This window comes from Novosphingobium sp. AAP93, assembly GCF_001296055.1.
In the GTDB taxonomy this organism is placed as follows: domain Bacteria; phylum Pseudomonadota; class Alphaproteobacteria; order Sphingomonadales; family Sphingomonadaceae; genus Novosphingobium.
Genome location: NZ_LJHZ01000066.1, coordinates 38,874 through 63,468 on the forward strand (window position 1 = coordinate 38,874; position 24,595 = coordinate 63,468).

18 protein-coding genes are annotated in these 24,595 nt (G+C 64.4%); 11 read left to right on the forward strand and 7 right to left on the reverse strand.

What is annotated here, in order from left to right; translation table 11 throughout:
• Nucleotides 1-58 precede the first annotated feature (58 nt).
• Together IP83_RS11205 and IP83_RS11210 are read left to right on the forward strand one after the other, a co-directional pair.
• Nucleotides 59-1,309: a carbohydrate porin gene (locus IP83_RS11205; protein ID WP_054122307.1), complete on the forward strand. Its 1,251-nt coding sequence runs from the start codon at nucleotides 59-61 to the stop codon at nucleotides 1,307-1,309.
• Nucleotides 1,310-1,423: 114 nt separating this feature from the next.
• Complete coding sequence (locus IP83_RS11210) at nucleotides 1,424-2,284, forward strand: PhzF family phenazine biosynthesis protein (RefSeq protein WP_054122308.1); 861 nt, start codon at nucleotides 1,424-1,426, stop codon at nucleotides 2,282-2,284.
• Here IP83_RS11210 and IP83_RS11215 read toward each other — a convergent pair whose 3' ends face one another.
• Both IP83_RS11215 and IP83_RS11220 read right to left on the reverse strand, forming a co-directional pair.
• Nucleotides 2,285-3,616, reverse strand: a complete 1,332-nt coding sequence (locus IP83_RS11215; protein WP_054122309.1) for a dienelactone hydrolase family protein — start codon at nucleotides 3,614-3,616, stop codon at nucleotides 2,285-2,287.
• Between the two features lie 95 nt (nucleotides 3,617-3,711).
• A complete protein-coding gene (locus IP83_RS11220) occupies nucleotides 3,712-6,474 on the reverse strand; it encodes a TonB-dependent receptor (RefSeq protein WP_197274343.1) in 2,763 nt (920 codons plus the stop codon).
• Nucleotides 6,475-6,751: 277 nt separating this feature from the next.
• Between IP83_RS11220 and IP83_RS11225 the strand changes: the two genes are divergently transcribed.
• The 3 genes from IP83_RS11225 (at nucleotide 6,752) to IP83_RS11235 (ending at nucleotide 10,708) form a co-directional block, all read left to right on the forward strand.
• Complete coding sequence (locus IP83_RS11225; protein WP_054122311.1) at nucleotides 6,752-8,302, forward strand: tryptophan halogenase family protein; 1,551 nt, start codon at nucleotides 6,752-6,754, stop codon at nucleotides 8,300-8,302.
• On the forward strand, nucleotides 8,299-9,045 hold the full coding sequence (locus IP83_RS11230; RefSeq protein WP_054122312.1) for a SapC family protein: 747 nt from the start codon (nucleotides 8,299-8,301) through the stop codon (nucleotides 9,043-9,045). The genes IP83_RS11225 and IP83_RS11230 overlap by 4 nt, the downstream gene beginning before the upstream one ends.
• 163 nt (nucleotides 9,046-9,208) lie before the next feature.
• Nucleotides 9,209-10,708, forward strand: coding sequence for an SLC5 family protein (locus tag IP83_RS11235; RefSeq protein WP_054122313.1), 1,500 nt, complete (start codon nucleotides 9,209-9,211; stop codon nucleotides 10,706-10,708).
• Here IP83_RS11235 and IP83_RS11240 read toward each other — a convergent pair.
• Entirely contained in the window at nucleotides 10,705-11,412 is a 708-nt protein-coding gene (locus IP83_RS11240; RefSeq protein ID WP_054122325.1) for a FadR/GntR family transcriptional regulator, read from the reverse strand. The two genes, IP83_RS11235 and IP83_RS11240, sit on opposite strands and share 4 nt — an antisense overlap.
• A gap of 152 nt (nucleotides 11,413-11,564) precedes the next feature.
• On the opposite strand from IP83_RS11240, the gene IP83_RS11245 reads away from it, so the two are divergent.
• Together IP83_RS11245 and IP83_RS11250 are read left to right on the forward strand one after the other, a co-directional pair.
• Complete coding sequence (locus IP83_RS11245) at nucleotides 11,565-12,455, forward strand: 2-dehydro-3-deoxygalactonokinase (RefSeq protein ID WP_054122314.1); 891 nt, start codon at nucleotides 11,565-11,567, stop codon at nucleotides 12,453-12,455.
• Complete coding sequence (locus tag IP83_RS11250; RefSeq protein WP_054122315.1) at nucleotides 12,452-13,084, forward strand: 2-dehydro-3-deoxy-6-phosphogalactonate aldolase; 633 nt, start codon at nucleotides 12,452-12,454, stop codon at nucleotides 13,082-13,084. The genes IP83_RS11245 and IP83_RS11250 overlap by 4 nt, the downstream gene beginning before the upstream one ends.
• Here IP83_RS11250 and IP83_RS11255 read toward each other — a convergent pair.
• Nucleotides 13,081-15,189 carry an alpha-galactosidase gene (locus IP83_RS11255; RefSeq protein WP_054122316.1) on the reverse strand — a complete coding sequence of 703 codons (2,109 nt, stop codon included), beginning with the start codon at nucleotides 15,187-15,189 and terminating at the stop codon, nucleotides 13,081-13,083. The genes IP83_RS11250 and IP83_RS11255 overlap by 4 nt on opposite strands.
• 120 nt (nucleotides 15,190-15,309) lie before the next feature.
• Here IP83_RS11255 and IP83_RS11260 point away from each other — a divergent pair, with 120 nt between their 5' ends.
• Entirely contained in the window at nucleotides 15,310-17,262 is a 1,953-nt protein-coding gene (locus IP83_RS11260) for a beta-galactosidase (protein ID WP_054122317.1), read from the forward strand.
• 3 nt (nucleotides 17,263-17,265) lie between these two features.
• On the opposite strand, the gene IP83_RS11265 is transcribed toward IP83_RS11260, so the two are convergent.
• Nucleotides 17,266-18,195 carry a Gfo/Idh/MocA family protein gene (locus IP83_RS11265; protein ID WP_054122318.1) on the reverse strand — a complete coding sequence of 310 codons (930 nt, stop codon included), beginning with the start codon at nucleotides 18,193-18,195 and terminating at the stop codon, nucleotides 17,266-17,268.
• 286 nt (nucleotides 18,196-18,481) lie between these two features.
• On the opposite strand from IP83_RS11265, the gene IP83_RS11270 reads away from it, so the two are divergent.
• The 3 genes from IP83_RS11270 (at nucleotide 18,482) to IP83_RS11280 (ending at nucleotide 22,869) form a co-directional block, all read left to right on the forward strand.
• Nucleotides 18,482-20,287: an IlvD/Edd family dehydratase gene (locus IP83_RS11270; RefSeq protein ID WP_054122319.1), complete on the forward strand. Its 1,806-nt coding sequence runs from the start codon at nucleotides 18,482-18,484 to the stop codon at nucleotides 20,285-20,287.
• Nucleotides 20,288-20,290: 3 nt separating this feature from the next.
• Nucleotides 20,291-21,166: an SMP-30/gluconolactonase/LRE family protein gene (locus IP83_RS11275; protein WP_054122320.1), complete on the forward strand. Its 876-nt coding sequence runs from the start codon at nucleotides 20,291-20,293 to the stop codon at nucleotides 21,164-21,166.
• Nucleotides 21,167-21,711: 545 nt separating this feature from the next.
• The gene (locus tag IP83_RS11280) at nucleotides 21,712-22,869 is read left to right on the forward strand and encodes a site-specific integrase (RefSeq protein ID WP_054122321.1); all 1,158 of its coding nucleotides are present in this window, start codon (nucleotides 21,712-21,714) and stop codon (nucleotides 22,867-22,869) included.
• Between the two features lie 44 nt (nucleotides 22,870-22,913).
• On the opposite strand, the gene IP83_RS20915 is transcribed toward IP83_RS11280, so the two are convergent.
• Entirely contained in the window at nucleotides 22,914-23,408 is a 495-nt protein-coding gene (locus IP83_RS20915) for a hypothetical protein (RefSeq protein ID WP_231625011.1), read from the reverse strand.
• Between the two features lie 56 nt (nucleotides 23,409-23,464).
• Nucleotides 23,465-24,397: an Abi family protein gene (locus IP83_RS11290; protein WP_054122323.1), complete on the reverse strand. Its 933-nt coding sequence runs from the start codon at nucleotides 24,395-24,397 to the stop codon at nucleotides 23,465-23,467.
• Nucleotides 24,398-24,595: the final 198 nt, after the last annotated feature.

Sequence of the window (24,595 nt, forward strand, 5' to 3'; positions counted from 1 at the left end):
CCGCATTGGCGAGGCCGAGTCATCATGAAATTGCGCACACCCCGTTGCACATAAAAGAATGATGCCGAACGTGATGCGGCGCAGCCACAGCATCACCCGGCAAATTCCTGCCGGTTTGCTGCAGGCATGCTGCGCCATTTACCTGATCGCGGCAAAGGACGATCTTATCCGCCTCGGTCCTATCACGATGGTGATGATACGGACCGGTCACCTTGCCCTTACCCTCGCCGCTCTGGCGCTGCCCGCCTCGGCGGCGGCGCAATCGGCCGTGAAATTGGGCGGGTCCTATACGGCGGACGTTCTCTCGGCGGTCAGCGGCGATCTCGATCATGGCACCGAAGTCGTCGCACGCGCCGATGTCTGGCTCGATTTCAAGGGCCCGGTCATCGGTCTCGATGCATGGTCTGCACACCTCGATGTGATGGCGGTTCACGGGCCCGACTTTTCGGGTCGCCGCGTGGGGGCCTTCCAGACAGTGAGCAGCCTCGAGGCTGATACACTGCCCCATGTCTACGAAGCATGGGCGCAGTGGAAGCCAAACGACTTCCTCTCCGCCAAGGCCGGGCTTATCGACCTCAACGCCGAATTCGATATCCAGAACACCGGCTCGCTCTTCGTGAACAGCGCCTTCGGGATCGGTCCGGAAATCTCGCAGAGCGGACTCGCCGGCCCCTCCATCTTCCCGATGACCTCGTCCGCGATTGTCATGCGGATGCAGCGTGGCCGCAAGGCGCTGACCTTGGGCCTGTTCGATTCACTGGCCGGTGCGCGGCATGATCCGCGCAAGCTCGCGGTGCGTTTTCCCGGGACGACCGGCGCTCTGCTGATCGCCGAAGCGCGCCTGCCCGTGGGGACATGGCTTTTGCAGTTAGGCGGCTGGCATCATACGACGCGATTCGCGGCGCTCGATCCAGCCGAGACTCCCGCCCTTTCGCGGGGCGCGTATGGTCTGCTCGAAGGCGCAGTCACTCGCCGGCTCAATGCCTGGATCCGCTTCGGGATTGCCGATTCCCGCGCCAATCCCGTGGCCGCCTATCTGGGTGGCGGCATTGTTGCGACGGTAGGCAACTGGCGCCTGGGTGTGGCCGCTGCGCATGCCCGGCTGGGCGCAGCCGCGCAGCGAACCCTGCTTGCTCCTGATCGTGCGGCTCGTGGGGAAACCGTGTTCGAACTGACGGCGCAGCGCAAGCTCGCAAGCTGGTTGAACATCCAGCCCGATCTCCAATACGTGATCAACCCCGGCTGGGATCGCCGTGCCAGCAGCGCGTTCATCACCGGCCTGCGCCTCAGCTTCGCCATCCCGGACTGAGCCCTGCGGGATAGACCTGCTCTCGAAGGCGATGGCTTTTCATTGTTGCCAATGCCCGCCAAGCCGTGATCTTGATTCCCACGCGCCAACCCCGGCGCGCAAGGTTCAGGACACATGCCGCAGTACCCTTTCCAGCTTGTCGACGTGTTCGGTGAAACCCCGTTCTCGGGCAATCCGCTTGCCGTGATCGCCCTCGATGCCGACCGGGATACGTCAGAACTTCAGGCCATCACCCGCTGGCTCAATCTCTCGGAAACCGCCTTCCTGCTGCCGCCGACGACCGACACTGCCGACTACCGCGTGCGCATCTTCACGCTCGACCGCGAACTGCCCTTTGCCGGCCACCCCACGCTGGGGTCCGCCCACGCCTGGCTCGCGCTCGGCGGCACGCCGCGCCATGACGGCAAAGTCGTGCAGGAATGCGGCGCGGGCCTCATCGACGTCCGCCGCGGCGCAAACGGCCTCGCCTTTGCTGCCCCGCCGCTGCTGCGGTCCGGCCCGGTCGACGCGGACAAGCTGGCCGAGGCATGCGGCGTGCTTGGGATCGCCGCCGGCGATGTGGTTGCGGCCGAATGGATCGACAACGGCCCCGGCTGGCTAGGTATCCAGCTCAAGGACGCGGCCTCGGTCATCGCGGCCGAGTCCGCCCGCTCGCATGCCAACCGCATCGACATCGGCCTCGTCGGCCTGCATCCCGCAGGGAGCCCGTTTGCCTATGAAGTGCGCGCAATCTTCAGCGACCCCTATGGCGGCCTCATCGAGGACCCCGTCACCGGCAGCCTCAATGCTTCCGCCGCCGAATGGATGCTGCGCCTCGGCCACGTCACCGCGCCCTACACGGCCACGCAGGGCACCCGCCTCGGTCGCTCGGGCCGCATCTGCATTGAACACGAAGCGGGGGGACCGATCTGGGTCGGTGGAGCAACCGCGACGCTGTTTTCCGGCACGACCGGCGCGGCCGCCTTCCCCGCCTGATCAGCGCGCGGCCGGCTTTCCGGCCTTCATTTCAAGCCCCAGCGCCCAGCGCCGCTGGAAGCCGCGCCAGAACCCGGGCTGCTCTGCCGAGGCAGGCTTCCCGCCCACGTTCTGGAACGGCGCCAGCGGCCACTGCCCGTCGCCTGCATTGGGCGGCGTCACATCCAGATAAGCCCGCTTGGCCTCCTCGCCCTTGAGATGCAGATCAAGGAATGCGGTGATGAAATGCTGGTTGATTGCGTTGATCCGCTCCGCCCGCCACACCGGCTCGGCAAAGTATTCGCGCGTCGAGAAATCAGCGTCCGCCTCGGGCGGGGGCGGATTGCCGCCGACATTGTGGCGCGCATTCTGATAGAGCAGGAAGTGCCGCTTGTTCGCGGCCATGTGGTCGAATATCCAGCTGACTCCGTTCGGCGCATCGACGATGTCGTCATGGTCGCCGTCGATCATAAGCACCGGCTTGGCAAAGGCGGCGAGCGAGGCTTCTGACCAGACCCGCACCGGCGGGCTTCCGCCGAATGGTGCCAGCGCGACGACAGCCTTGATCCGCGCGGCGATCGACTTGCCCGCCGCCTGGCTCTCCAGCAGCTGGTCCCGCGCCGGAGCGGGCATTTGCGCAAACACCGGGCTCGTCGGCGCATAGTCCAGCCCCGCCGCGCCGAGCACGCCGAAGCCGCCCATCGAATAGCCGACAAGACCGATCTGCCCCGCGTCGATTTCCTGGCCCAGCGCATCGCCGGCCTTGCCGGCGCGGCGCGTCATGTCATCGATTACCACGCGCACATCGCGCGCGCGGTGGACCAGCACGTTGCCGAACGAGACCGGAAATTCCGCCGGGTTTACCACGCGCTGATCGGCATGATCGATCGCCACGACGACATAGCCCTTGGTCGCGAGGTTCTCGGTCAACCAGGTCATGAACGTGTCCCAGCCGTTGTAGCCGTGCGAGACGACCACCAGCGGGAAGCGCTTCCCCTTGATCGGCGCGGCTCCGTCCACGGCAAGGCTCGGGATGACAAACTGCCCGCCTGTGCCATCAGGCTTGGGCAGGACATGCGCAAAACTGGCCCGCGCCGCCGTGGGCGCGGCATCGGCGGGATACCACACCCGCGCCTTGATCGTCCGCGTGGTGCGGGCAAGGCCGGTGGCGGAAAGGACCACGCTGTCCGGCGCATCCACCGTGATCGCCTGCGTGCCGATGGCATAGGCCCCCAGCGCCGCGAGTTCCGGCGCATCCATCGGCGGCACAGCATAAGGTTGCCGCATCGGTTCGGCCTCAGCCGTGCCCGCCAGCAGCAGGGCCGGGAGAAAGAGGCGCGCGAGTGCTTTCATCGCAATTCATCCTGCAAGTTCAGTGCAAAGACGAAAACGCGCCCATGCAGAGTATCCGCATGGGCGCGCCTTCTCGTCCGGAGGGGGGTGGACGATCAGAAGTTCAGGCGAACGCCAGCAGCCCAGCGCGCACCGGTGTCGATATAGTCGAGCACCTGGTTGTCGAAGCGGCCCGTGGTGATGTTCCGCGAGTTGGTCACGTTGGTGCCTTCCGCGAAGACCTGCGCAAACTTCTTGATGTCGTAGCTCACGCGCACGTCGATCTGGTCGAACGGACGGCGGAACACCGGATCACCGCCCTGACCGGGGGTGACAAGGTATTCAAGGAACCGGCCGCGGCGGTTGTAGGCAATACGGGCGGCGAAGCCGTTCTTTTCGTAGAAGCCCGTCACGTTGTAGCTGTTGCCGAGACCTTCCAGCGCGACCGACTGGTCGAACCGCGTCACGTCGAACGCCGCGCTGCTGTCCACGAACGTGGCGTTGGCCGAGATGCCCAGACCGTCAAGCGGCGCAGGCAGGTAGTCGAAGGTATGCGTCACGTTCAGTTCGACACCGCGGACCGAGACGTTCTCCGAGTTGCGCGGACGGCGCACGCTTGCGGTAGCGGTGGTCGGGCCAGTGATCACGCCGCCGACCGGCAGATTGCCGGCATTGACAATCGTGAACGGCTCCGGCGAACGGGTCTGAATGATGAAGTCCTCGATGCTCTTGTAATAGCCCGCAACCGACAGCGTCGTGGTCGAGGTCGGATACCACTCGAGCGAGATATCGAAGTTGTTTGCCTTGTAGGGCTTCAGGCTCGGGTTGCCGCCGCTCGCGTCGAAGCTCGCGGGCCGGATCACGTCGAAGTTGGTGCGCGGCGCGAGGTCGCGGATCTGCGGACGGGTCAGCGTGCGCGAGGCGGAAACGCGCGCGATGATCTTATCCGTCAGGTTCACCCTTACGTTGATGTTGGGCAAGAAGTAGTCGTAGCTTGAGCGCTGCGCCGTCGCCACCGGAACACCGCCGTTGGCAAAGACCGCCTGGTAGATCGTCCGATCGCCCAGCACCGGAAGCAGGTCGGTCAGCGCCAGTTGGCGGCCGCTCGCGATGATCTCGGTGTGCACGTAGCGCGCACCGAGGTTGACCGTCCACGGCAGCGAGCCGAGGTTCCCCTTGAGATCAGTTTCGATGTAGCCGGCGAAGACCTTTTCCGAGACCGCGAACGAGCTCGGCTGCGGCGAGGCGGCGTAGCCGTTTGTCGAGCGCAACAGGGCCGCCGTGGTCCCCGGTGCCAGATTGCGCGCCGCGTCGCGGGCAGCGGCCTGACCGGCGCTTTCGAGGAACGCGAAGTACGCGTTCGGATCATAAGTCAGAATGCGCGTCGGCACACTGCCCGAACCGCCAGGCGCATTGAGCGTGAGCGGGCTGAGCAGCGCGGCGCTCGCGGCCTCGTTGTAACCGCAGTAGAGGCAGGTCGCGTTGGGATCGGTCGTGATGCTCTGGCTGTTCTTGCTGCGGTTGGTGTTGATGAAACCGAACCGGACCGCATCGATCACGCCGCCGTCAGACTTCCACTCGGTGTCGAGCTTGTACTCGAGCACGCGTTCGGCCTCGCTGTTGCCCTGGCGCAGCGCGATGTGCGAACGGCCGGCGCTGGCATTGGTGAGGTTCGCCGAGTACCCGGTGGTCGAGGGGAACCCGTTGCCCGTCGCCTGCTGGAAGCTGTAGACGCTCGGAATGCCGATCACGGTGAAGTAGTTGCGGCCACCGGCCGAATCCTTCGCGCGCGACCACGAAACGTCGGCCTTTACCGTCAGGTTGCTATTGGGTTTCCATTCGACATTGCCGCCGAACGCGTAGGTCTTCACGAAACGGTTGTTCGAGGTCTGGATCAGGTCGGCGTTGCCGTTCGTGGTCAGCGAAGTGATCGTACGGTTCGAATCGATCGCTGCCGCCGTGTAGCTCGAAGGCTCGAACCAGCTGCCGAGTGCCTGCACGCGCGAGTTCACATTGAACTGGTTGTAGAGGCCGTCGACCGTGAAGGTCAGCTGATCGTTCGGGCGGTACTGCGCGGTGCCGGTCACGCCGATGCGTTCGCGCTGCTGGTCATCCTGGCCGACGTCCTGGTTGCGCGGCGCGAAGACATTGGTGAACAGCGGGTTGGCAGCCGGGCCGACTGTCGTCCGCGGAATGTACCCGCGGTTCTGAATGAAGCGGGTCTGCGCATCGCGCTTCTGGTACGAAATCGAGGCCAGCACGCCAAACGTGTCGTCAGCGAAAGTGTCGCTGATCAGGCCAAAGGCCTGCGGCGTCGCGCTCTTGCTGTTGCGCTCGTACTGGCCCTTGGCCGAAACGACCGCCTTGAAGCCGCCAAGGTCGAGCGGACGCGGCGTCTTCACGTTGAGCGTCGCGCCGATGCCACCGTCCTGCAGGCGGGCCTGCGAGCTCTTGTAGACTTCGGCGCCGCTGATCAGTTCAGCCGCCAGAAGGTCGAACGAGAATTCGCGGCCCTGGTTGTCGCTCGCGAAGGTACGGCCGTTGACCAGGACGGTGTTGAACGCCGGACCGAAACCGCGCACCGTTACGAAGCGGCCTTCACCGTTGCTGCGGTCGATCGCGACGCCCGGGATGCGCTGCAGCGATTCGGCAACGTTGGTATCCGGGAACTTGCCGAGGTCTTCCGAGCTGATCGCGTCGACGATGGCGAGCGAGTTCTTCTTGATGCCTGCCGCGCTGCGCAGCGAGCTGCGGATACCGGTCACCACGATCGCTTCGGGCTCCGAAGAGGCACCGGCAAGCGTGTCCTGCGCGAATGCGGGGGCTGCACCACCCACGATGGCCAGCGCGCTGCAGCACGCCAGAGCTTGGCTGCGCATCCGCGCCATAGCGTTTAAACTCTTGAAACGAGACATAATCTGGCTCTCCCCTTGTTGACGCCCGCCGTGGCCGGTCGAGACGTGCCAAGTGCTTCGACGCGGATGCCCGCGCCGTTACAGATTTGACTGATATGTTTTATCAGATAAATCAAATGAAAGTTTTTCGGGCAGCTGGATTGCCTAGGCAGTGGTGCTTATTTGCTGCACCTGATTTCGACGAACCGCTGCCTTGCCAAGACGTGCAAGGCAGCAGAAACAAGGGTCTAGGGAGCAGGACATGAACGACAGGGTTCGGCAGGTGGTGATCGTCGGCGGCGGCTCGGCCGGCTGGATTGCCGCTGCCCGCATCGCCGCAGCACACCGCCCGGGAGGCGAGAACGGGGTTTCGGTCACCCTCATCGAATCCGAGACCATCGGCACCATCGGCGTCGGCGAGGGCACCTGGCCCACGATGCGCAACACGCTGCGCAAGATCGGGATTTCCGAGACCGAATTCTTCCGCTCGTGCGATGCCGCCTTCAAGCAGGGCGCGCGCTTCACCGGCTGGGTGACGGGCGAGCCGGGCGATTCGTATTATCACCCGCTCAACCCGCCGCAGGCCGCGACTCAGATAAACCTCTCCGCGCACTGGCTCAGGCGGCAGGACGGCGCGGGTACGGATTTCGCGCACGCGGTCGATTTCCAGTCCGCGCTGTGCGATGCGGGCCTTGCCCCCAAGTCGATCAGCACCGCCGAATATGTCGGCCTCGCCAACTACGCTTACCATCTCGACGCTGTGAAGTTCGCTGCGCTGCTCAAGAAGCACTGTGTCGAGAAGCTCGGCGTGCGCCACATCACCGACGACGTGACCGGTGTGAAAGTCGATGACGCGGGCTTCGTCACCGGCGTCGAAGCGAAGCAAACCGGGTTCCTCGCCGGCGATTTCTTCGTCGACTGCACCGGATTCGCCGCCCTCCTGATCGGCCAGACCTACGGCGTGCCCTTCATCGATTGCGGTGACGTTCTGCTGGCAGACCACGCCGTCGCGCTGCAGGTGCCCTACGAGCACGAGGACGATCCCGTCGCCAGCCAGACCAACTCCACCGCGCAAGGCGCGGGCTGGATCTGGGACATCGGCCTCCCCACTCGGCGTGGCACCGGCTATGTCTATTCCAGCCGCCACACCAGCCATGACGAGGCCGAGGCGACCCTGCGCGCCTACCTCGGCCCCGTCGCCGAAGGGCTCGATACCCGCCGCATCCCGATCCGCTCCGGCCACCGCCAGCGCTTCTGGGAAAAGAACTGCGTCGCGGTCGGCCTTGCCAACGGTTTCCTCGAACCGCTCGAAGCCTCGGCGCTGATGCTGATCGAGACCGCGGTCGATTTCATCACCGAGCGCCTGCCGCAAAGCCGCGCCGTGATGGCCCCGCTCGCCCGCCAGTTCAACGCCGCGTTCGAGCACCACTGGGCGCGTATCATCGATTTCCTCAAGCTCCACTATGTCCTCACCAAGCGCGAGGACACCGCCTTCTGGCGCGACAACCGCGATCCCGCGACCGTGCCGGACCGCCTGCTGGAGCAACTCGAACTCTGGCGCCACTTGCCGCCCGGCCCGCAGGATTTCCCGCATCAGCCCGAAGTGTTCTCCTGGCCCAGCTACCAGTACGTGCTCCACGGCATGGGTTTCGAATGCAATCTCGCCGAAGGCAGCCAGGTCACCGCCGAAGCCGCGCTCGCGCAGCGCTGCTTCATGGCCACGCAGCGCCAGCAGGAGCAGGCGCTCGCCGCGCTCCCCTCGCACCGTGCGCTGCTCGATGCGGTCCGCGTGCACGGGTTCCAGGCGGTATGAGCGGCGCCACCCTCGCCGCGATTCGCCGCGAACGCCATGCCAGCCTGACCATCGGGCAAGGCACCGATCTCGCCGCCGCTTCCGGTCTCGGCCATGTCCCCCTCGGCTTCAGCGAAATCCCGCTCGCCCTGTGCGACTATCCCATCGTCCTCATCAAGGACGGCGCCACCGGCCAGTTCCGCCTCGTCGCGCTGTTCGGCTTTGCCGCCAACCGCAACCTCTACGTGCTCGGCGGCAACTGGGCCGCCACCTACCTCCCCCTCAACGTGATGCGCTTGCCGTTCTACCTCGGCGCGCCCGAAGGCGGCGAGCCGGAACTCTGCATCGACGAGACCAGCAGCCTGATCGGCGCCGGTTCCGGCCATGCACTGTTCGATGCAAGCGGCGCCGAAACCCCTTTCCTTGCAGGCCGCCGCGCGCTCCTCCAGACCATGCGCACCGATGCCGAAAAGACCGCCGCGTTCATCAGCGCCATCACCGCCGCGCGCCTCGTCACGCCGATGACGATCACGCTCCACCATGCCGACCAGCACCAGCAGGATATCGAGGGTGCCTACACCGTCGACCCGCTCGCGCTTGAAACGCTCGATGATGCGGCACTGCTAAGGCTTCACCGCGATGGCCATCTCGGTGCGATCCACGCGGTCATGCACAGCCTCGGCCAGCTCACCCGGCTCGAACAGCTCCACAACGCCCACGGCGAGCGCCCGATCAGCCGCAGCGCGGTGCAGCTTCATTTGTGATTCGCCCCGCGATACACACGGGCTTGCCCTCGCCGCGCCGGAGGCGTAGCAGCCGTGATATGATAAATGCGATATTATCCCGTTCAGCGAGAGACGCCATGGCAGGACAGATCCCGGTAAAGCCTATCACCGCGTCCGCGCTGATCTCTCGGACGCACCGGGCATGAGCGCCGCCGCCCCGGTCGCCGCCGTCTCCATCGGCAGCAGCACCCAGCTGCTCGCCTTCGCACTTGTCATCCTGCTGGTCGGTGGTCTCACCTGGTGGCGCACGCGCGCCAGCCATGCCCACAGCCAGAACGAGGACCGCGAGTTCTTCCTCGCCGGCGGCAGCCTCACCTGGATCTACGTTGCCGGCTCGATCACGATCACCAACCTCGGCACCGAACAGCTCGTCGGCGCCAACGGCAACCAGATGCTGCTCCTCGCGTGGTGGGAGCTTGCCGCGGTGTTCGGCCTGCTTATCCTCGCCTTCGTCTTCGTGCCGATCTACTACCGCTACCAGTGCGTCACGACGACCGAGCTGCTCGAGCGGCGCTACAACGACGACCGCATCCGCACGATGATCTCTACGCTGTTCCTGTTCGGCAACCTGTTCATCTCGATGCCGAGCGCGCTTTACACCGGCGCGCTGTTCCTACGCAGCGTGTTCGGGATCGATCTGCCGCTAGTCATGGTCGGCTTCTGCATCGCCGCATTGGGCGCAGGCTATGGCGTACTCGGGGGCCTGCGCGCCGTTGCGATTTCCGAAACCTTCAGCGGCGCCAGCCTGCTGTTCATCTGCCTGCTGCTGGTGTTCCTTTCGCTGCAGGCGATCGGCTTCGATTTCTCGGGCATCCCGGCCGAACGCCTCACGCTGATCGGCGGCAATGACTCGCCGATCCCCTGGCACACGCTGCTGACCGGCATGCTGTTCATCCAGATCTTCTACTGGTCGACCAACCAGGCGATCACCCAGCGTGCGATGGCCTCACCCTCGGTACGCGAAGCGCAGAAGGGCGTGCTTGCCGCCGCCGTGATCCGCCTGATGATCGTCCCGGCCATTGTCGTCCTGCCCGGCATCGTCGCCTACAAGCTCTACGGCAATGTCCACGATGCCGCGTTCGGCAAGCTCGTCGGCAATGTCCTCCCCGGCTGGCTGGCGGGTACCTTTGCCGCGATCCTTGTCACCAGCGTCGCGACCCACTTCGTCGCGATCCTCAACTCCTCGGCCGCGCTCTACATCTGCGACATTCACCAGAAGTACGTGAACCCCAAGGCCAGCGTCCGCACGCTCAACATCGTGACGTCAGCCGTGCTGATCCTGATCGCCGTCGCGCTGATCCCGGTCTATTCCAACGCCGTCAGCATCATCAATCTGCTGCAGCAGCTGAACGGCCTGTTCTCGATGCCGATCCTCTCGGCCTTCATCGTCGGCCTGCTGTTCCGCGATGTCGATGCCCGCGCGGCCATCGGCGCGGTGCTGTTCGGCATCTCGCTTTATGCTTACTTCACCTTCGTCCACGCGCCGTTCGGCCTGCACTACATCCACCTGATGTTCGTGACGCTGTGGTCCTCGATCGCGTTCTCGCTGGCGGTGAACCGGCTGGTCTTCGGCAAGCGGGCAAGTCTCGTCCGCTTCTGGCAGCGCACGGCCCCCCCGGCGCCCGACGTCACCTACATCTAGGCGCTGGCCGTCGCCTCGGCCTCGCCGATAAGTTCGAGCACATCGCCGATCAGCCGTCGCATCGCGCAGCGTGCGCCATCGCTGTCACGGCGCAGGATGGCGTCATAGACCGCGCGGTGATCCTCGATGCTGGCGGTGCGGCCCTTGATCCGGTTGGTGAAATGGATCGACGTCGCCAGCGCGCTCGCCACCATGTCGCGAAACTGCTTGTAGAACGGATTGCCCGAGCCTTCGAGCACCGCGACATGGAACGCAATGTCCGCCGCCAGCGTATTGTCCGCCCCCGCTTCGGCGGCAACCATGCGCGCCAGCCCGGCGCCCATCGCCGCGCATTCCTGCTCGGTCGCCTGCATCGCCGCCAGTGCCGCCGCCTCCGGCTCGATTGCTACACGCAGCTGGTTGAAGTGCCGCAGCAGCTCGACCGAGAATTTGCGCTCGAGCAGCCAGTGCAGCACGTCACTGTCGAACAGGTTCCACGAGGATTGCGGCTGGATGATCGTCCCCTGCCGGGGCCGCGCGCTCAGCAGGCCCTTGGCCGTCAGCATCTTCACCGCCTCGCGCGTCACCGCACGGCTCACACCATGCTTGCGGGCCAGTTCGGCTTCGGTCGGAAACGCTACATTATCATACTCGCCGATCACGATGCCGCGCCCGATCACATCGAGCAGACCATACGTCAGATTCCGGCCGAGGCTGGTACGCATTTCGTTAGGGAAGGTGTCGGTCGTGATGGCGCTGACTTTCCTGTTCACCAAGCCTGCTAACGATTACGCATTTGGAGCGCATAATTCAATTCCTCCTGACATCAAAGTCAGATAGATATGATAATTACGTAAACACCTGATCGGAGATACCCTTGCAAGCCACCCTGCTCGCTGTCGATTGGGGCTCGACCAACCGCCGCGTCTTCGTGCTCGCGGCAGACGGAACCATACTGGATACGGCGCAGGATGACCGCGGAATCCTGAACATGGGCGGCAGCAGTTTTCCCGCCGAAGCCGCCGCGATGCGCGCGCGCTGGGGCGATCTGCCAATGCTTTGCGCCGGCATGGTCGGCTCCAACCGCGGCTGGGTCGATGCCGGCTACGTCCCCGCACCCGCCAGCCTCGCCGCTATCGCGCATGCAGTTCACTGGGTGGAACGCGGCCGCACCGCCATCGTTCCGGGCGTCTCGCGCGTTAGCGACGGCCGCGCCGACATCATGCGCGGCGAGGAAGTGCAGTTGCTGGGCGCTGCCGCCGCCGGTCTCGTAAACCCCGATTCATGGCTCTGCCAGCCCGGCACGCACGCCAAGTGGGCACGGCTGGCAGGCGGAGAGCTCGTCGATTTCACCACGGCCATGACCGGCGAGATCTTCGCTCAGCTCGGCAATGGCGGCCTCCTCGCCGATGGACTTGATGGCGCGGTTGAACCCGGTGCGTCATTCCGCAATGGCGTCGCGGCCGCCCGCGGCGGTGATCTCCTCGCCAAGCTGTTCGGCGCCCGCGCTTCGCTCGTGCTCGGCAAGCGCGACCGGGCCGATCAGGCCTCCTACGTCAGCGGTCTCCTCATCGGCAGCGACTGCTCGGCCCGACTGGACAGCGATTTCGCAGGCGCCCCGGCTGACGGCGTCGACGTCCTCGCCTCCCCCGCGCTCGGTGCGCTCTACCTCGCCGCACTCAATGAACTCGGCTGCAAGGCCCGGCTGGTCGACAGCCACGCCGCCTTCCTCGCCGGAATTACCCAGATCTGGAGCTTGCTTGCATGACCACTGCCGATGCCTTCAACGACGCCTTTGCCGCGATGCCGCTTGTCGCGATCCTGCGCGGCCTGACGCCCGAAACGGCGGACGATATCGGCGATGTGCTCGTCGAAGCCGGGTTCACCCTGATCGAAGTCCCGCTCAACTCTCCCTGTCCGCTCGAAAGCATCGCGCGCCTCGCGAAGCGCCTTGAAGGCCGCGCGCTGGTCGGCGCGGGCACCGTGCTCGATGTCGCTGCGGTCGAAGCGGTTGCGGAGGTCGGCGGGACCCTGATCGTCTCGCCCAACACCAACACCGCGGTCATTTCCGCCGCTGCCGCACGCGGTCTGATCGCCGTCCCCGGCTTCCAGACCCCCAGCGAGGCCTTTGCCGCGCTCGAAGCGGGCGCCCGCGCGCTCAAGCTGTTCCCTGCCGAAGCCGCCAGCCCTGCCGTGCTCAAGGCCATCCGCACGGTCCTGCCCACAGGCACCGCCGTGCTCCCCGTCGGCGGCATTTCGCCGACAACGATGGCGCCCTGGCACGCCGTCGGTGCTGCCGGGTTCGGCATCGGCTCGGCGCTCTACAGCCCCGGAATCACGCCCGAGGCCCTTGCCAAGCGCGCCGCGGCCTTTATCGCGGCCTACAAGGCGCTCTAGCGCTTCAGGTGCAGGATCACCGCCGTGCCCGGATGGAGGCGCGGCGGGTGGAACCCGGCCTGCATCAGCGCGGCGCCCCGAAACCGCCCGCCCTGCTTGAGCGGCCATTCCGCTTTCAGGCGCAGCGGCCAGACCGCCTTGAGGTCATATTCCGCCGCGGGATTTAGCCCCGCCAAACGTAGCGGCTCAGCGAAATAGCCGCGCTGCTCGGTCAGCATCGTGTAGGAAACGAGCGCCTCGCCGCCGTCCTCCGCCATCACGGCAAAGGCATTCACGCCCTCCGCCGCATCGATCCGGTGCAGCGCACCGGTGTGGATCAGATCGCGGTGCGCCTTGTGCAGCGCCACCCCGGCAGCAAGGTCGGCGGTTTCCTCGGCATCCAGCGCGCGCAGATCAGCCTCAATCCCCATATGCCCGAACAGCGCCGTCGCCACCCGCAGCGGCATCGACAGCACCCGCCCGGTGATATGGCAGCGCGTCGGCCCGACATGCGCGCCCATCAGTTCCGCCGGGAAGAAATGCGAAAACCCGCGCTGGATCGAAAGCCGGTCGAGCGCATCGTTGCTGTCGCTTGTCCACACCCGGTCCGTCCGCGCCAGAATGCCGAAGTCCGCACGCCCACCGCCCGATGCGCAGCTTTCGATCTCGACAGCCGGATAACTCGCGCGCAGCCGATCCAGTACTTCATAGAGCCCCAGCACATGCGCCGTTGCCCCCGCGCGCCCATCCGCTCCGCCGGGCTGGCTGAGATCGCGGTTCATGTCCCACTTGAGGTAGGCGATCGGATATTCCTCCAGCAGCGTCGCCACGTCCGCGTACATCCGCTCGCGCACCTCTGGCCGCCCGAAATCGAGCACCAGCTGATGCCGGAACGGGATCTGCGGCGCAGGCGGCGTCCCCAGCACCCATTCGGGATGCGCGCGAAACAAGTCGCTGTCCGGATTGACCATTTCCGGCTCGACCCACAGCCCGAACTCCATACCGAGCGCGCGCACCTTGTCGATCAGCGGCCCCAGCCCTTGCGGATAGACATCAGGGCTCACCTGCCAGTCTCCCAGCCCCGCGCGGTCGCTCCGGCGGCTGCCAAACCAGCCATCATCGAGCACGAACCGCTCGACACCGACCGCCGCCGCCTTCTCGGCCAGCGCCATCAAGACCTGCGGATCGTGATCGAAGTAAACCGCTTCCCAGCTGTTGTAGTGCACCGGCCGCGGCTTCGCGCGCAGACGCTGGTGCTCGGGCCGCGCGCGCAAGAAGGCATGATAATGCCGCGAAACAGCGCCCAAACCGGCATCCGAAACCGTCGCAAAGATCGCCGGCGTAGTCAGGCTCTCACCCGGCGCCAGCGAAATCTCGCCCGGCATAAAAAGCGCTTCCATTGCCACCGAACGCCGTCCATCAGCCAGCGTTTCGACCGAAAGCCGGTGGTTCCCGCTCCAACCAAGGTGGAAGCCAAAGGCCAGCCCGCGCGTCTCATTTGCGTCGCGTTCGGTCGCCAGCAGCCCGGGAAACGCATCATGACTCGTCCGCCCGCGCCGATTCTCGTGCAGCCATGTGCCCATGCCAAGGTCTTGACGCCGCAGCTGAAACTCACCCGACCAGCGGCCTTCGAAACCGATGATCTGCCCGACAAAGCCCGGCAGCGGAATGACCGGCGCGGCGAGGTGATCGACTTGCAGCGCCTCTGCCCCGATGTTCGTCAACCGCGTCGTTGCCGCGAGCACATCGCCGGAAAGCTGAAGATCGTGCACCAACTCCAGCCCATGCGCATCGTCACGGCTTGTGAAGACCAAGCGGTCCGCCGCCTGCTCCACGTCCACCAGCAATGCATAGCTCGCCCAGTCCAGCCCGCCACGATGCGCGGTCAGCCCCGGCCTCCCCGGAAAGCCCTGCCCCGCCTGCGGCGTCAGCGCGAGCGGCGCCTCATAAGCCGGCGAAGCATTTGCCTCCGCCCGCGCTGCCAGCGCGGAGAGCTCTGCCGGATCAAGGTCATCCGGCAGCCGCGGCCCCCAATAGCGCACCGCCGGAACCTCGGCGATGATCTCCACCACCAGCGAGACGTTTGCGCCATCAAGGCGATAGGCGGCGGAAAGGGGGGCAGCCATGGACGACCTTTCGGTGGCAAAGATGGATTTATATGATAATTGAGCCGTGCCGGGTTACCGCCGACCAGCGCCGCCCTGCAACCCTTAATTCGAATCCCTGACGATCCCGAAGGAAACAGCATGCTTGGCGTCTGCTACTATCCCGAACACTGGCCCGAAGCATGGTGGGAGGATGACGCCCGGCGCATGGCCGCGCTCGGCCTCACCTATGTCCGCATCGCCGAGTTCGCCTGGAGCCGGATCGAGCCCGATCCCGGTCGCTTCGAATGGGACTGGCTCGACCGCGCGATCGAAACGCTGGGCAATGCCGGGCTGAAGGTCGTGATGTGCACGCCCACGGCCACGCCGCCGAAGTGGCTGATCGACATGTATCCCGAGATTCTCCCGGTCGATCCCGAAACCGGCCGCACCCGCGGCTTCGGCTCGCGCCGCCACACCGATTTCTCCAGCCCCGTCTGGCACCGCGAAGCCATGCGCATCAGCACCGCCGTTGCCGAGCGCTATGGTGAGAACCCCTATGTCGCCGGCTGGCAGACCGACAACGAGCTGTGCTGCCACAACACCGCGATCAGCGCCTCCCCCGCCGCGCACGCCGGTTTCCGCACGTGGTGCCGCGAGCAGTACGCCGACATCGCCGCGCTGAATGCGGCGTGGGGCAACGTATTCTGGTCGATGGAATACCGCAGCTTCGAAGAGATCGAGATGCCGGTCGGTGCCGTCACCGAAACCAGCCCGGCGCACCGCATGGCCTGGCGCCGCTACTCCTCCGACATGGTCGTGCGCTTCCACGCCGACATGATCGCGATCATCCGCGCCCATTCGCCGGGCCGCTGGGTGACCCACAACTTCATCCCGATGCCCGAAACCGGCGTCGACAACCACGCGCTCGCCGCCGATCTCGATTTCGCGGCTTACGACAACTACCCGCTCGGCCGCGCCGATCTCGCGCTCGCCAAGTCCTCGCCTGCCGATTTCGCCCCGCTCATGCGCACCGGCCACCCGGACTTTCAGGGTATCCTGTTCGATCAGACGCGCGGCCTCACCGGCCGTCCGTTCTGGATCATGGAGCAGCAGCCCGGCCCGGTGAACTGGGCCAACCACAACCCTCGCCCCGCCCCCGGCATGGTCCGCCTGTGGTCGTGGGAAGCCTTCGCCCATGGCGCGGCGGTGGTCAGTTTCTTCCGCTGGCGGCAGGCGCCCTATGCGCAGGAGCAGATGCACGCCGGTCTGCTCCGCCCCGATTGCACGCATGCGGAAGCTTGGCCCGAAGTCGAGCAGCTCCACGCCGAACTGAGCCGGATCGAACTGCCCGCTCCCACCAAGGCGCCGGTCGCCATTGTGATCGACCACGAATCCGATTGGCTCGGCCAGATCGAGCAGCAGGGCCGCGGCTACGATTACCAGAAGATCCTCACCGCCTGGTACGGCGCGACCCGCCGTCTCGGCCTCGATGTCGATTTCGTCGCCCCCGGCGCGGACCTCAGCGGTTACGCCATGGTTCTCGTCCCCGCGCTCGCCCTGCCGACCCCGGAAGCCGCTGCACGCCTGCAGGCCGCAGACGGCCTCGTGCTGATCGGCCCGCGCTCGGGTGCGAAGACCCATGACGTCACCATCCCGGAAGGCCTCGCTCCCGGCCGCCTGCGTCCGCTGGTGCCGATCCGCGTGCTGGCGGTCGAAACTCTGCGCCCCGATTGCCCCGGCTCGATCGCCATCGGCAATGCGTCCTACGTCAGCGGCATCTGGCGCGAATCAATTGATCCCGGCGACTGCACCGTCCTCGGCCGCTATGAGGACGGCAGCCCTGCGATGGTCCGCCACGGCAAGGTCCACTACCTCGCGACGCTCGTCGAAGATGCCGCGCTCGATGCCGTGGTCGCCGCGATGGCCGCCGAAGCCGGGCTCCAAACCACGCCGCTCACCGGCATGCTGCGCATCCGCCGCCGGGGCGACCTCACGTTCGCGATCAATTACGGCGCGGAACCCACCGAAGCACCTGCCCCTGAAGGCGCGGAATTCCTGCTCGGCGCCCGCACCGTCGGCCCGCGAGACCTCTCGATCTGGCGCTCGGCCTGAACCTCAGAAGGCGAACGGATCGGTTTCGGTCCGTTCGCCCAGCAGGAACGCATCAGCCACCAGCGTCATCGGGCGCAGGTCGCAATCGCTTTCCCCAGCAGCAACCAGCTGCGCAAAGCGCCGATAAAGCGCCGGATATTCGCCGATCGCGTCGCCAACCTGCTCCGCCCCGTCGATCCACAGCCGCGCGCCGCCATCCTTCAGCAGGAGCGTGCCGCGGTCTGCTTCGATCACGATGTCCCAGCGCGGTGTCCCGGTCGCATGGAAATCGAGATCGGCGATAACAGGTGCGGTCTCGTCGTGAATCATTTCAAGGCTGGCGGCAATCGGCGCATCTCGCCCGGTTGGAAAGATGAGCCGTGCGCCCGCCAGCCGCAGAGGACCGGGAAGGATCGCCGTCAGGATCGACAGCATGTTGATACCGGGATCGAACACGCCAAGCCCGCCTGCGGCCAGAATCCATTCCTGCCCCGGGTGCCAGACGCGAATGTCCTCGTGCCAGACAATGTCCACCCGCCGGATCTGCTTGTCCGCCAGCCATGCCGCCGCTCCGGCAACGCCCGCCCCATGGCGCGAATGCCACGTCGCAAACAGGCTGCGACCGGCCCCGCGCGCCTGCACCTGCAACTGATGCACTTCCGTCAGAGTTGCACCCGGCGGCTTTTCCAGCATGACATGCTTGCCCGCCGCCAGCGCCTGCGCCGCAATCCGGTGCCGCCCCACCGGCGGCGTGCACAGCGAGACCGCGTCGACCGGCAGACCGCTCTCGATCAGCGCCGCAATATCGGTGAAATTCGGCACGCCCTCGACGCGTCCATTGCGGCTCACTGCTGCGGCAAGCTCGAATCCCGCGTCGGCGGCAATGGCCGGAAGATGCTGATCGCGAGCGATCTTGCCGATGCCGACCAGCGCCAGCCTGATGCGTTCACCCATGGGTATCTCCTGTTGGGAATATTTTATCTGATATATATGCTATAATGAAGAAATTGGCTATCGCACAGCGGATGATGTTGCGTCATCATTGCTGAAGCGGCGAAAACTCGGTTCCGGATCATGGCGGCAGGAGACCGCCCTTTGCCGGACCGTTGGGCAGGCGCATGGTGTGGAACAATGGGAATGATCGCCGGGCACGGGCATTCCCGAGGTGAGCTCGGTCGAGGCTGGTGGAGCCTTTGCCAAGCTCGCAGGCTGAACAAAACCGAGTTGGGGTAGATTTCGCATGACAGAACAGAACAACGGATCCAGCGCTCCCCGCCTGCGGTCGCGCGCATGGTTCGACAATCCAAGCAACCCCGATATGACCGCGCTCTATCTCGAGCGCTATCTCAGCTTCGGGCTCTCCGTGGCGGAGCTGCAATCCGATCGGCCGATCATCGGCATTGCCCAGACCGGCAGCGATCTCGCGCCCTGCAACCGCCACCATCTCGTGCTGGCCGAACGCATCCGCGACGGGATCCGTGACGCAGGCGGCATTCCCATCGAGTTTCCGATCCACCCCATCCAGGAGACCGGCAAGCGCCCCACCGCAGCCCTCGACCGCAACCTCTCCTACCTCTCGCTCGTCGAAGTGCTCTATGGCTACCCGCTCGACGGCACCGTCCTCACCGTCGGCTGCGACAAGACGACGCCCGCCTGCCTGATGGCCGCGGCAACGGTCAATATTCCGGCCATCGCGCTTTCGGTCGGCCCCATGCTCAACGGCTGGTTCAAAGGCGAACGCACCGGTTCGGGCACGATCATCTGGAAAGCGCGCGAACTCCTCGCGGCGGGCGAGATCGACTACCGCGGCTTTATCGAACTGATCGCCTCATCCGCGCCTTCGACCGGCTTTTGCAACACGATGGGCACCGCGACGACGATGAATTCGCTCGTCGAAGCACTCGGCATGGCGCTGCCCGGCTCGGCGGCGATCCCTGCCCCCTATCGTGATCGCCAGCAGGCCGCTTACGAGACCGGCCTTGCCATCGTCGAAATGGTCAAGGCCGATCGCAAGCCTTCGGACATCATGACGCGCACGGCGTTCCTCAACGCGATCCGCGTCAACAGTGCCATCGGCGGTTCGACCAACGCCCCGATCCACCTCAACGCCATCGCGCGCCACATGGGCGTCGACCTCACGCTGGACGATTGGCAGGATCATGGCGCGGGCATTCCGCTGCTGGTCAACCTGCAGCCGGCGGGCGAATACCTCGGGGAGGATTACTACCGCGCCGGAGGGGTCCCTGCTGTGGTCGGTGAACTGCTGCGAGCAGGGCTGCTCGATGGCAGCGCCTTGTTCTGCAATGGGCGCACTCTCGCCGAAAACTACGCCGACGCCCAGATTGCGGATACCCGCGTGATCAAGCCGCTCGCGGAGCCATTGCTCCCCAACGCGGGGCTGACCGTGCTTTCGGGTAATCTCTTTGAAGCCGCTGTGATGAAGACAAGCGTCATTTCCGACGCGTTCCGCGCACGCTATCTTTCCAACCCTGACGATCCCGATGCATTCGAAGGCAGGGCGATCGTGTTCGAAGGGCCGGAAGACTATCACGCCAATATCGACAATCCCGACCTCGACATCGACGAGACCTGCATGCTGGTCATCCGCGGCGTCGGACCGATCGGCTATCCGGGCGGTGCCGAGGTCGTCAACATGCGTGCTCCGGCGGCCTTGATCCGCGCCGGTGTCGATGCGCTTCCGTGCATCGGCGACGGTCGCCAGTCCGGCACCTCCGGCAGCCCCTCGATCCTCAATGCCGCGCCCGAGGCTGCCGTTGGCGGCGGACTTGCCCTGCTCCGAACCGGCGACCGCATCCGGATCGACCTCAAGCGCCGCACCGCCGAAATGCTCGTGCCGGAGGATGAACTCCAGCGCCGCCGCGAGGCGCTCGGCGGCGGCGGGGTCGCCATTCCCGCGCCGCAAACGCCCTGGCAGGAACTCCACCGCCAGATCACCGGCCAGTATCCCGGCGGGGCTGTCATCGAGTCCGCGGTCCAATACCAGCGGATCGCCCAGACCCACGGCCTCCCGCGCGACAGCCACTGAGCCATGACGGCTGTCCGCGCCATCCCCCGCGACACGTGCGATATCCTCGGCGAGGGCCTCCTCTGGAGCGCGCGCGAGAACGCCCTGTTCTGGACCGACATTCTCGGCCGCAAGTTGTGGCGCATGAGCCTTGCCGATGATGCGATCTGCCATTGGGACATGCCCGAGGCGATCGGCTGGATCATCGAGCGGGCGGCGGGTGGCTTTGTCGTCGGTCTCGCGTCGGGCTTTTACCGCCTCGATCTTGATCCGTTCCATTTGGAGCTGATCGCCAATCCGCAGCCCGAGCGCCCCGGCAATCGCTTGAACGATGCCAAGGCGGATGCGCATGGCCGGATCTGGGCTGGATCGATGCCATTCCTCGAGCAGCCGGCCACAAACTGGCCGCCAACGGGCGCGCTCTACCGCCTTGACCCGGATGGCACGATCAGCCGTCACGATGATGGAATTACCATCGCCAATGGCCCGGCACTGAGCCCCGATGGAACGGTTCTCTACCACACCGACAGCCGCATCGGACAGGTGTGGAAGTACGCATTGAATGCCGAGGGCAGTCTGGGTCCGCGCGAACCACACCTGCATTTCGATGGAACAACCGGCTCGCCGGATGGCATGACCTGCGACCGGGATGGCGGTCTGTGGATCGCGTTCTATGGCGGTGGCAGAATCGCTCGGTTCCATCCCGATGGCATGCTGGACCGCGAGATCGCGCTGCCTACGCCGCAGATCACCAACGTCTGCTTCGCTGGCGCGGACCTGACGCGGATGTTCGCAACGTCCGCCGGAGATGGCCGACCGAACGATACGTTGGCGGGGGCGCTATTCGAGATCGAAGCGCCAGGTGCGATAGGCCTTGAACCGCATCAATATCGCGGTTGACCGCCTGACTTAACCGCGTCTGCGTTGGACACAAGAAAGGCGCACGTGCGTGTGTGGAGCGGCGTGTGTGTTATGCTGTGTGGTTGCGGGGGTAGGATTTGAACCTACGACCTTCAGGTTATGAGCTGCATTTTCAATAGCTTAGATGCATCTCTCCGCAACCGACATAAGTGCGACATTACCGACAGATGGGCGAATGTCTAGCGGCCCCCTCCCCCGCACGATTGCGACGACATTGGCCCCTCTTTGCCCCCTCTTGCTTCCACAGTGCTTACGGCACGTTCGGCGAAGGTTGCCGGAATGCAGTCGGCGATTCGAACGAATGGCCGACGGGGCAGCCTTCGGGCTCTCTCACCCCATACGCCCGATTACGTCTATTTTCCTTTTATTACTTTTTTTCAATATGTTCGTTGACTTAAAAGGCACTGATCAGCACCCGTTGCGTCGGCCAAGGCAAGTCGGGTCGCATCGAGGTGGGCCGCCAACCACCAGGGTGCAACCAGCCAGCCGCGGTCACAAATCCGATCGACAGAAGTGACACGGACATGACCAAGATAACCAAACGCGCGGTCGAGGCGGCCGCCCCAAGGGACAAGGAATATTACATCTGGGATGAGGACATCCCGGGCCTTGGCCTGCGGGTTCTGCCATCAGGGCGCCGACAATACATCGTCCAGTATCGCGCTGGGCGGCGATCTCGCCGGATCTCACTCGGCCCGAGCACCGTCCTTACCACCGAACAGGCACGCAGCCGGGCTCTCGCCATCTTAGCTGATGCCCGAAGTGGCAAAGACCCCGCCGCCGACCGAGAGGCCAAGCGCACGGCGCTATTGGTCGAGGACCTCGCCGCAAGGTTTGACCAGCAGCACATCTCGCTGCGAGTTAAGGAAAGCACCGCCAAGGGCTACCGGCGCTCGCTCGCCAAATTCATCCTGCCCAAACTGGGGAAGATACTGGTCACGGAAATCACGCGTGCTGAAGTCACCAAATTCCATCATGACCTGCGGCACATTCCCTATGAGGCAAACCGCTGCCTCGAGATCATCTCCAAGATGTTCAATCTGGCCGAGCTTTGGGGCCTGCGGCCCGATGGGAGCAACCCGCGCCGTCTGATCCAGAAATACCCCGAGGTGAAACGCGAGCGCTACCTGAGCCTGGACGAGATCAAGCATCTTGGAAACGTGCTGCGCGAGGTAGAGCAGGAAGGCCGCGAGATGCCGTCTGCCATCCTCGCCATCAGGCTGCTCATCTACACCGGATGCCGCCTGAGCGAGATCATGACCTTGCAGTGGGACTATGTGGATCTCCAAGCCCGCACCCTCAACCTGCCGGACTCCAAATCGGGGGCGAAGAAGGTGTTCCTCGGGCGCCCCGCCTGCGAGCTGCTGGAGAATGCCCCTCGCCTACCTGGCAACCCTTGGGTCATCACAGGGATAATACCTGGCCAGCGCTTAACCGATCTGCAACCCTTCTGGCAGCGGGTGCGGACACGAGCCGGACTTCCCGAAGTCCGCATCCATGATCTGCGGCACACGTTCGCATCGACGGCGATTGCAGCCGGACACTCTCTGCCCATCATCGGCAAGCTTCTGGGCCACACCCAAGTGCAGACCACCGCGCGCTATGCCCATCTTGCAGCCCAGCCGGCAATGATCGCAGCGGACTCTATCACCGATGTGCTGGATAGGGCGCTGGCGGCTTGAGCCGTCGTTGGGCATGAGGCCGCAGGAGATTGGAGAACACAGTCCTATCCGCAGTTCAGCGGGTTGAGGACCTCATAGAAATTGACTTCCGCGTAATCCATGACTTTGACTTTTCCGTAAGCGTCCTTGCCAAATGCAGTATCCAAACCGAATGCTGGAGGCTTGATATCATTCAGCCAGGAAGGATAATCCTCCCTGTGAAATGAGTCGCTTTCTCCCAGCCGGAACAAGCGCTCCATAACTAGAAATTTCCCGGTCTCACTGATTGCGTGACATGATGCAAAAAGGTGTTGAATTTCTGGATTTGACTTTGTTCCGACGTAATCTTCAGCCATCTTCGTGAGCGCACCCCAAACAATCCACTCTACAATGTTAGCGTGGGGGAAAGGCCTTTTCATCTCTTTGACTACGAATCCCAAACTGCCAATAACTGGATAGACATTTCGGGACTGTCCACTCCCAATTAATATAGACCGATCAATGATTTCCTCGAACTCAGAATCCGGTTTTCCTGAAATCGCGGATAGGCGCTGCAACATACCTCACTCCAGCCTGTCTCGCTCCCGTCCAGAGCCTTATACCCGCATCCACGACATCAACCTTGCCAGCAAGGCCTCGCTTCCCAGTTTTCGGGAAATCCCATTGAACGTTGATTGGCTGGCGATCGCGACTTGATCAAATCAGCTACCCGCTGCGGGAATGTCGTGTCCTGACTCTGATGCCGCAGCATATGGATCAGGGCTACCAGCGCATTGTAGATCTGGTTCGCAGGCTGATTTTGAATGCCGCTGTCAGTCTCGAGCTGCCCGATAACCAGGTCGCCGCTGAATCGTTTGATCAACGGCAGCCGCTTGACGGTATGCCGGTTCCAGAGCCTGCCGTGATGCGCGCAGATATTGCGGATGTAGGAGAGCAGTTGCAGAGTACCCTCGAGCACTTCACGAGACGGCAGACCGAGGTCCTTGGCCACCGCGCTCCTGATTTTCGGGTCTTTCGTGGCGGCAAACCAACGGGAGAGTTCGCCAAAGGTCATCAGCTCCGTGACGATCCAGATCGGCGGCATGAACGGTGCGGTATATTTCCGGCGGTAATGGTCGACAAACACCTCGTTGCTATCTTTGGCCCTGTTCGCAAGGGCCGACAGCAATGCAATATGGTCATAGCCCGATTGGAATACCTCGGCATCCAGGTGCGCATGTGAGCCGTGAGCTAGCGCCAGTCGGTTTGTCCAACGGGCCCGCAACGCGATCTCGATACGCTCGATCGCTTCCATGACCAGCAATCGCAGCTTTCGATCGAAAACGTAAATGTCGACGATCGTATCGAACTGGAGGTCCGTGGCAAACTGCTTGGACCGGGTCTGGCCATCCGCTGCAGGAACCTCGAAGGGCAGCCAGTAGGCGCTGAGCCGGTCGTACCCGACCGTCTCCAACCAACGACGCATCAGCGACTGGTCACCCTGCATCCCCCGCTCTATCAGGAGGGTGATTTGATCGTCGATCGTGGTTGGTAGTTTGTTGAAATGCATGGGGCCTCATCGATTACTCGACGAGGCCCCAAAAAGTAACCCCCCGGTATTGGGCAAGCCGAAGCTCTAGGCCTGGGGGGTGTTGTTGGCCCCCATGTATGCCCTCAAATCCTAATGGTCAATGAATGAATGGCTCGTCGGCGGGGTTGTGTCCCACGGGGTGGTGTAGGAAGGCTTCCCTGAGTGGGTAGCCACCGT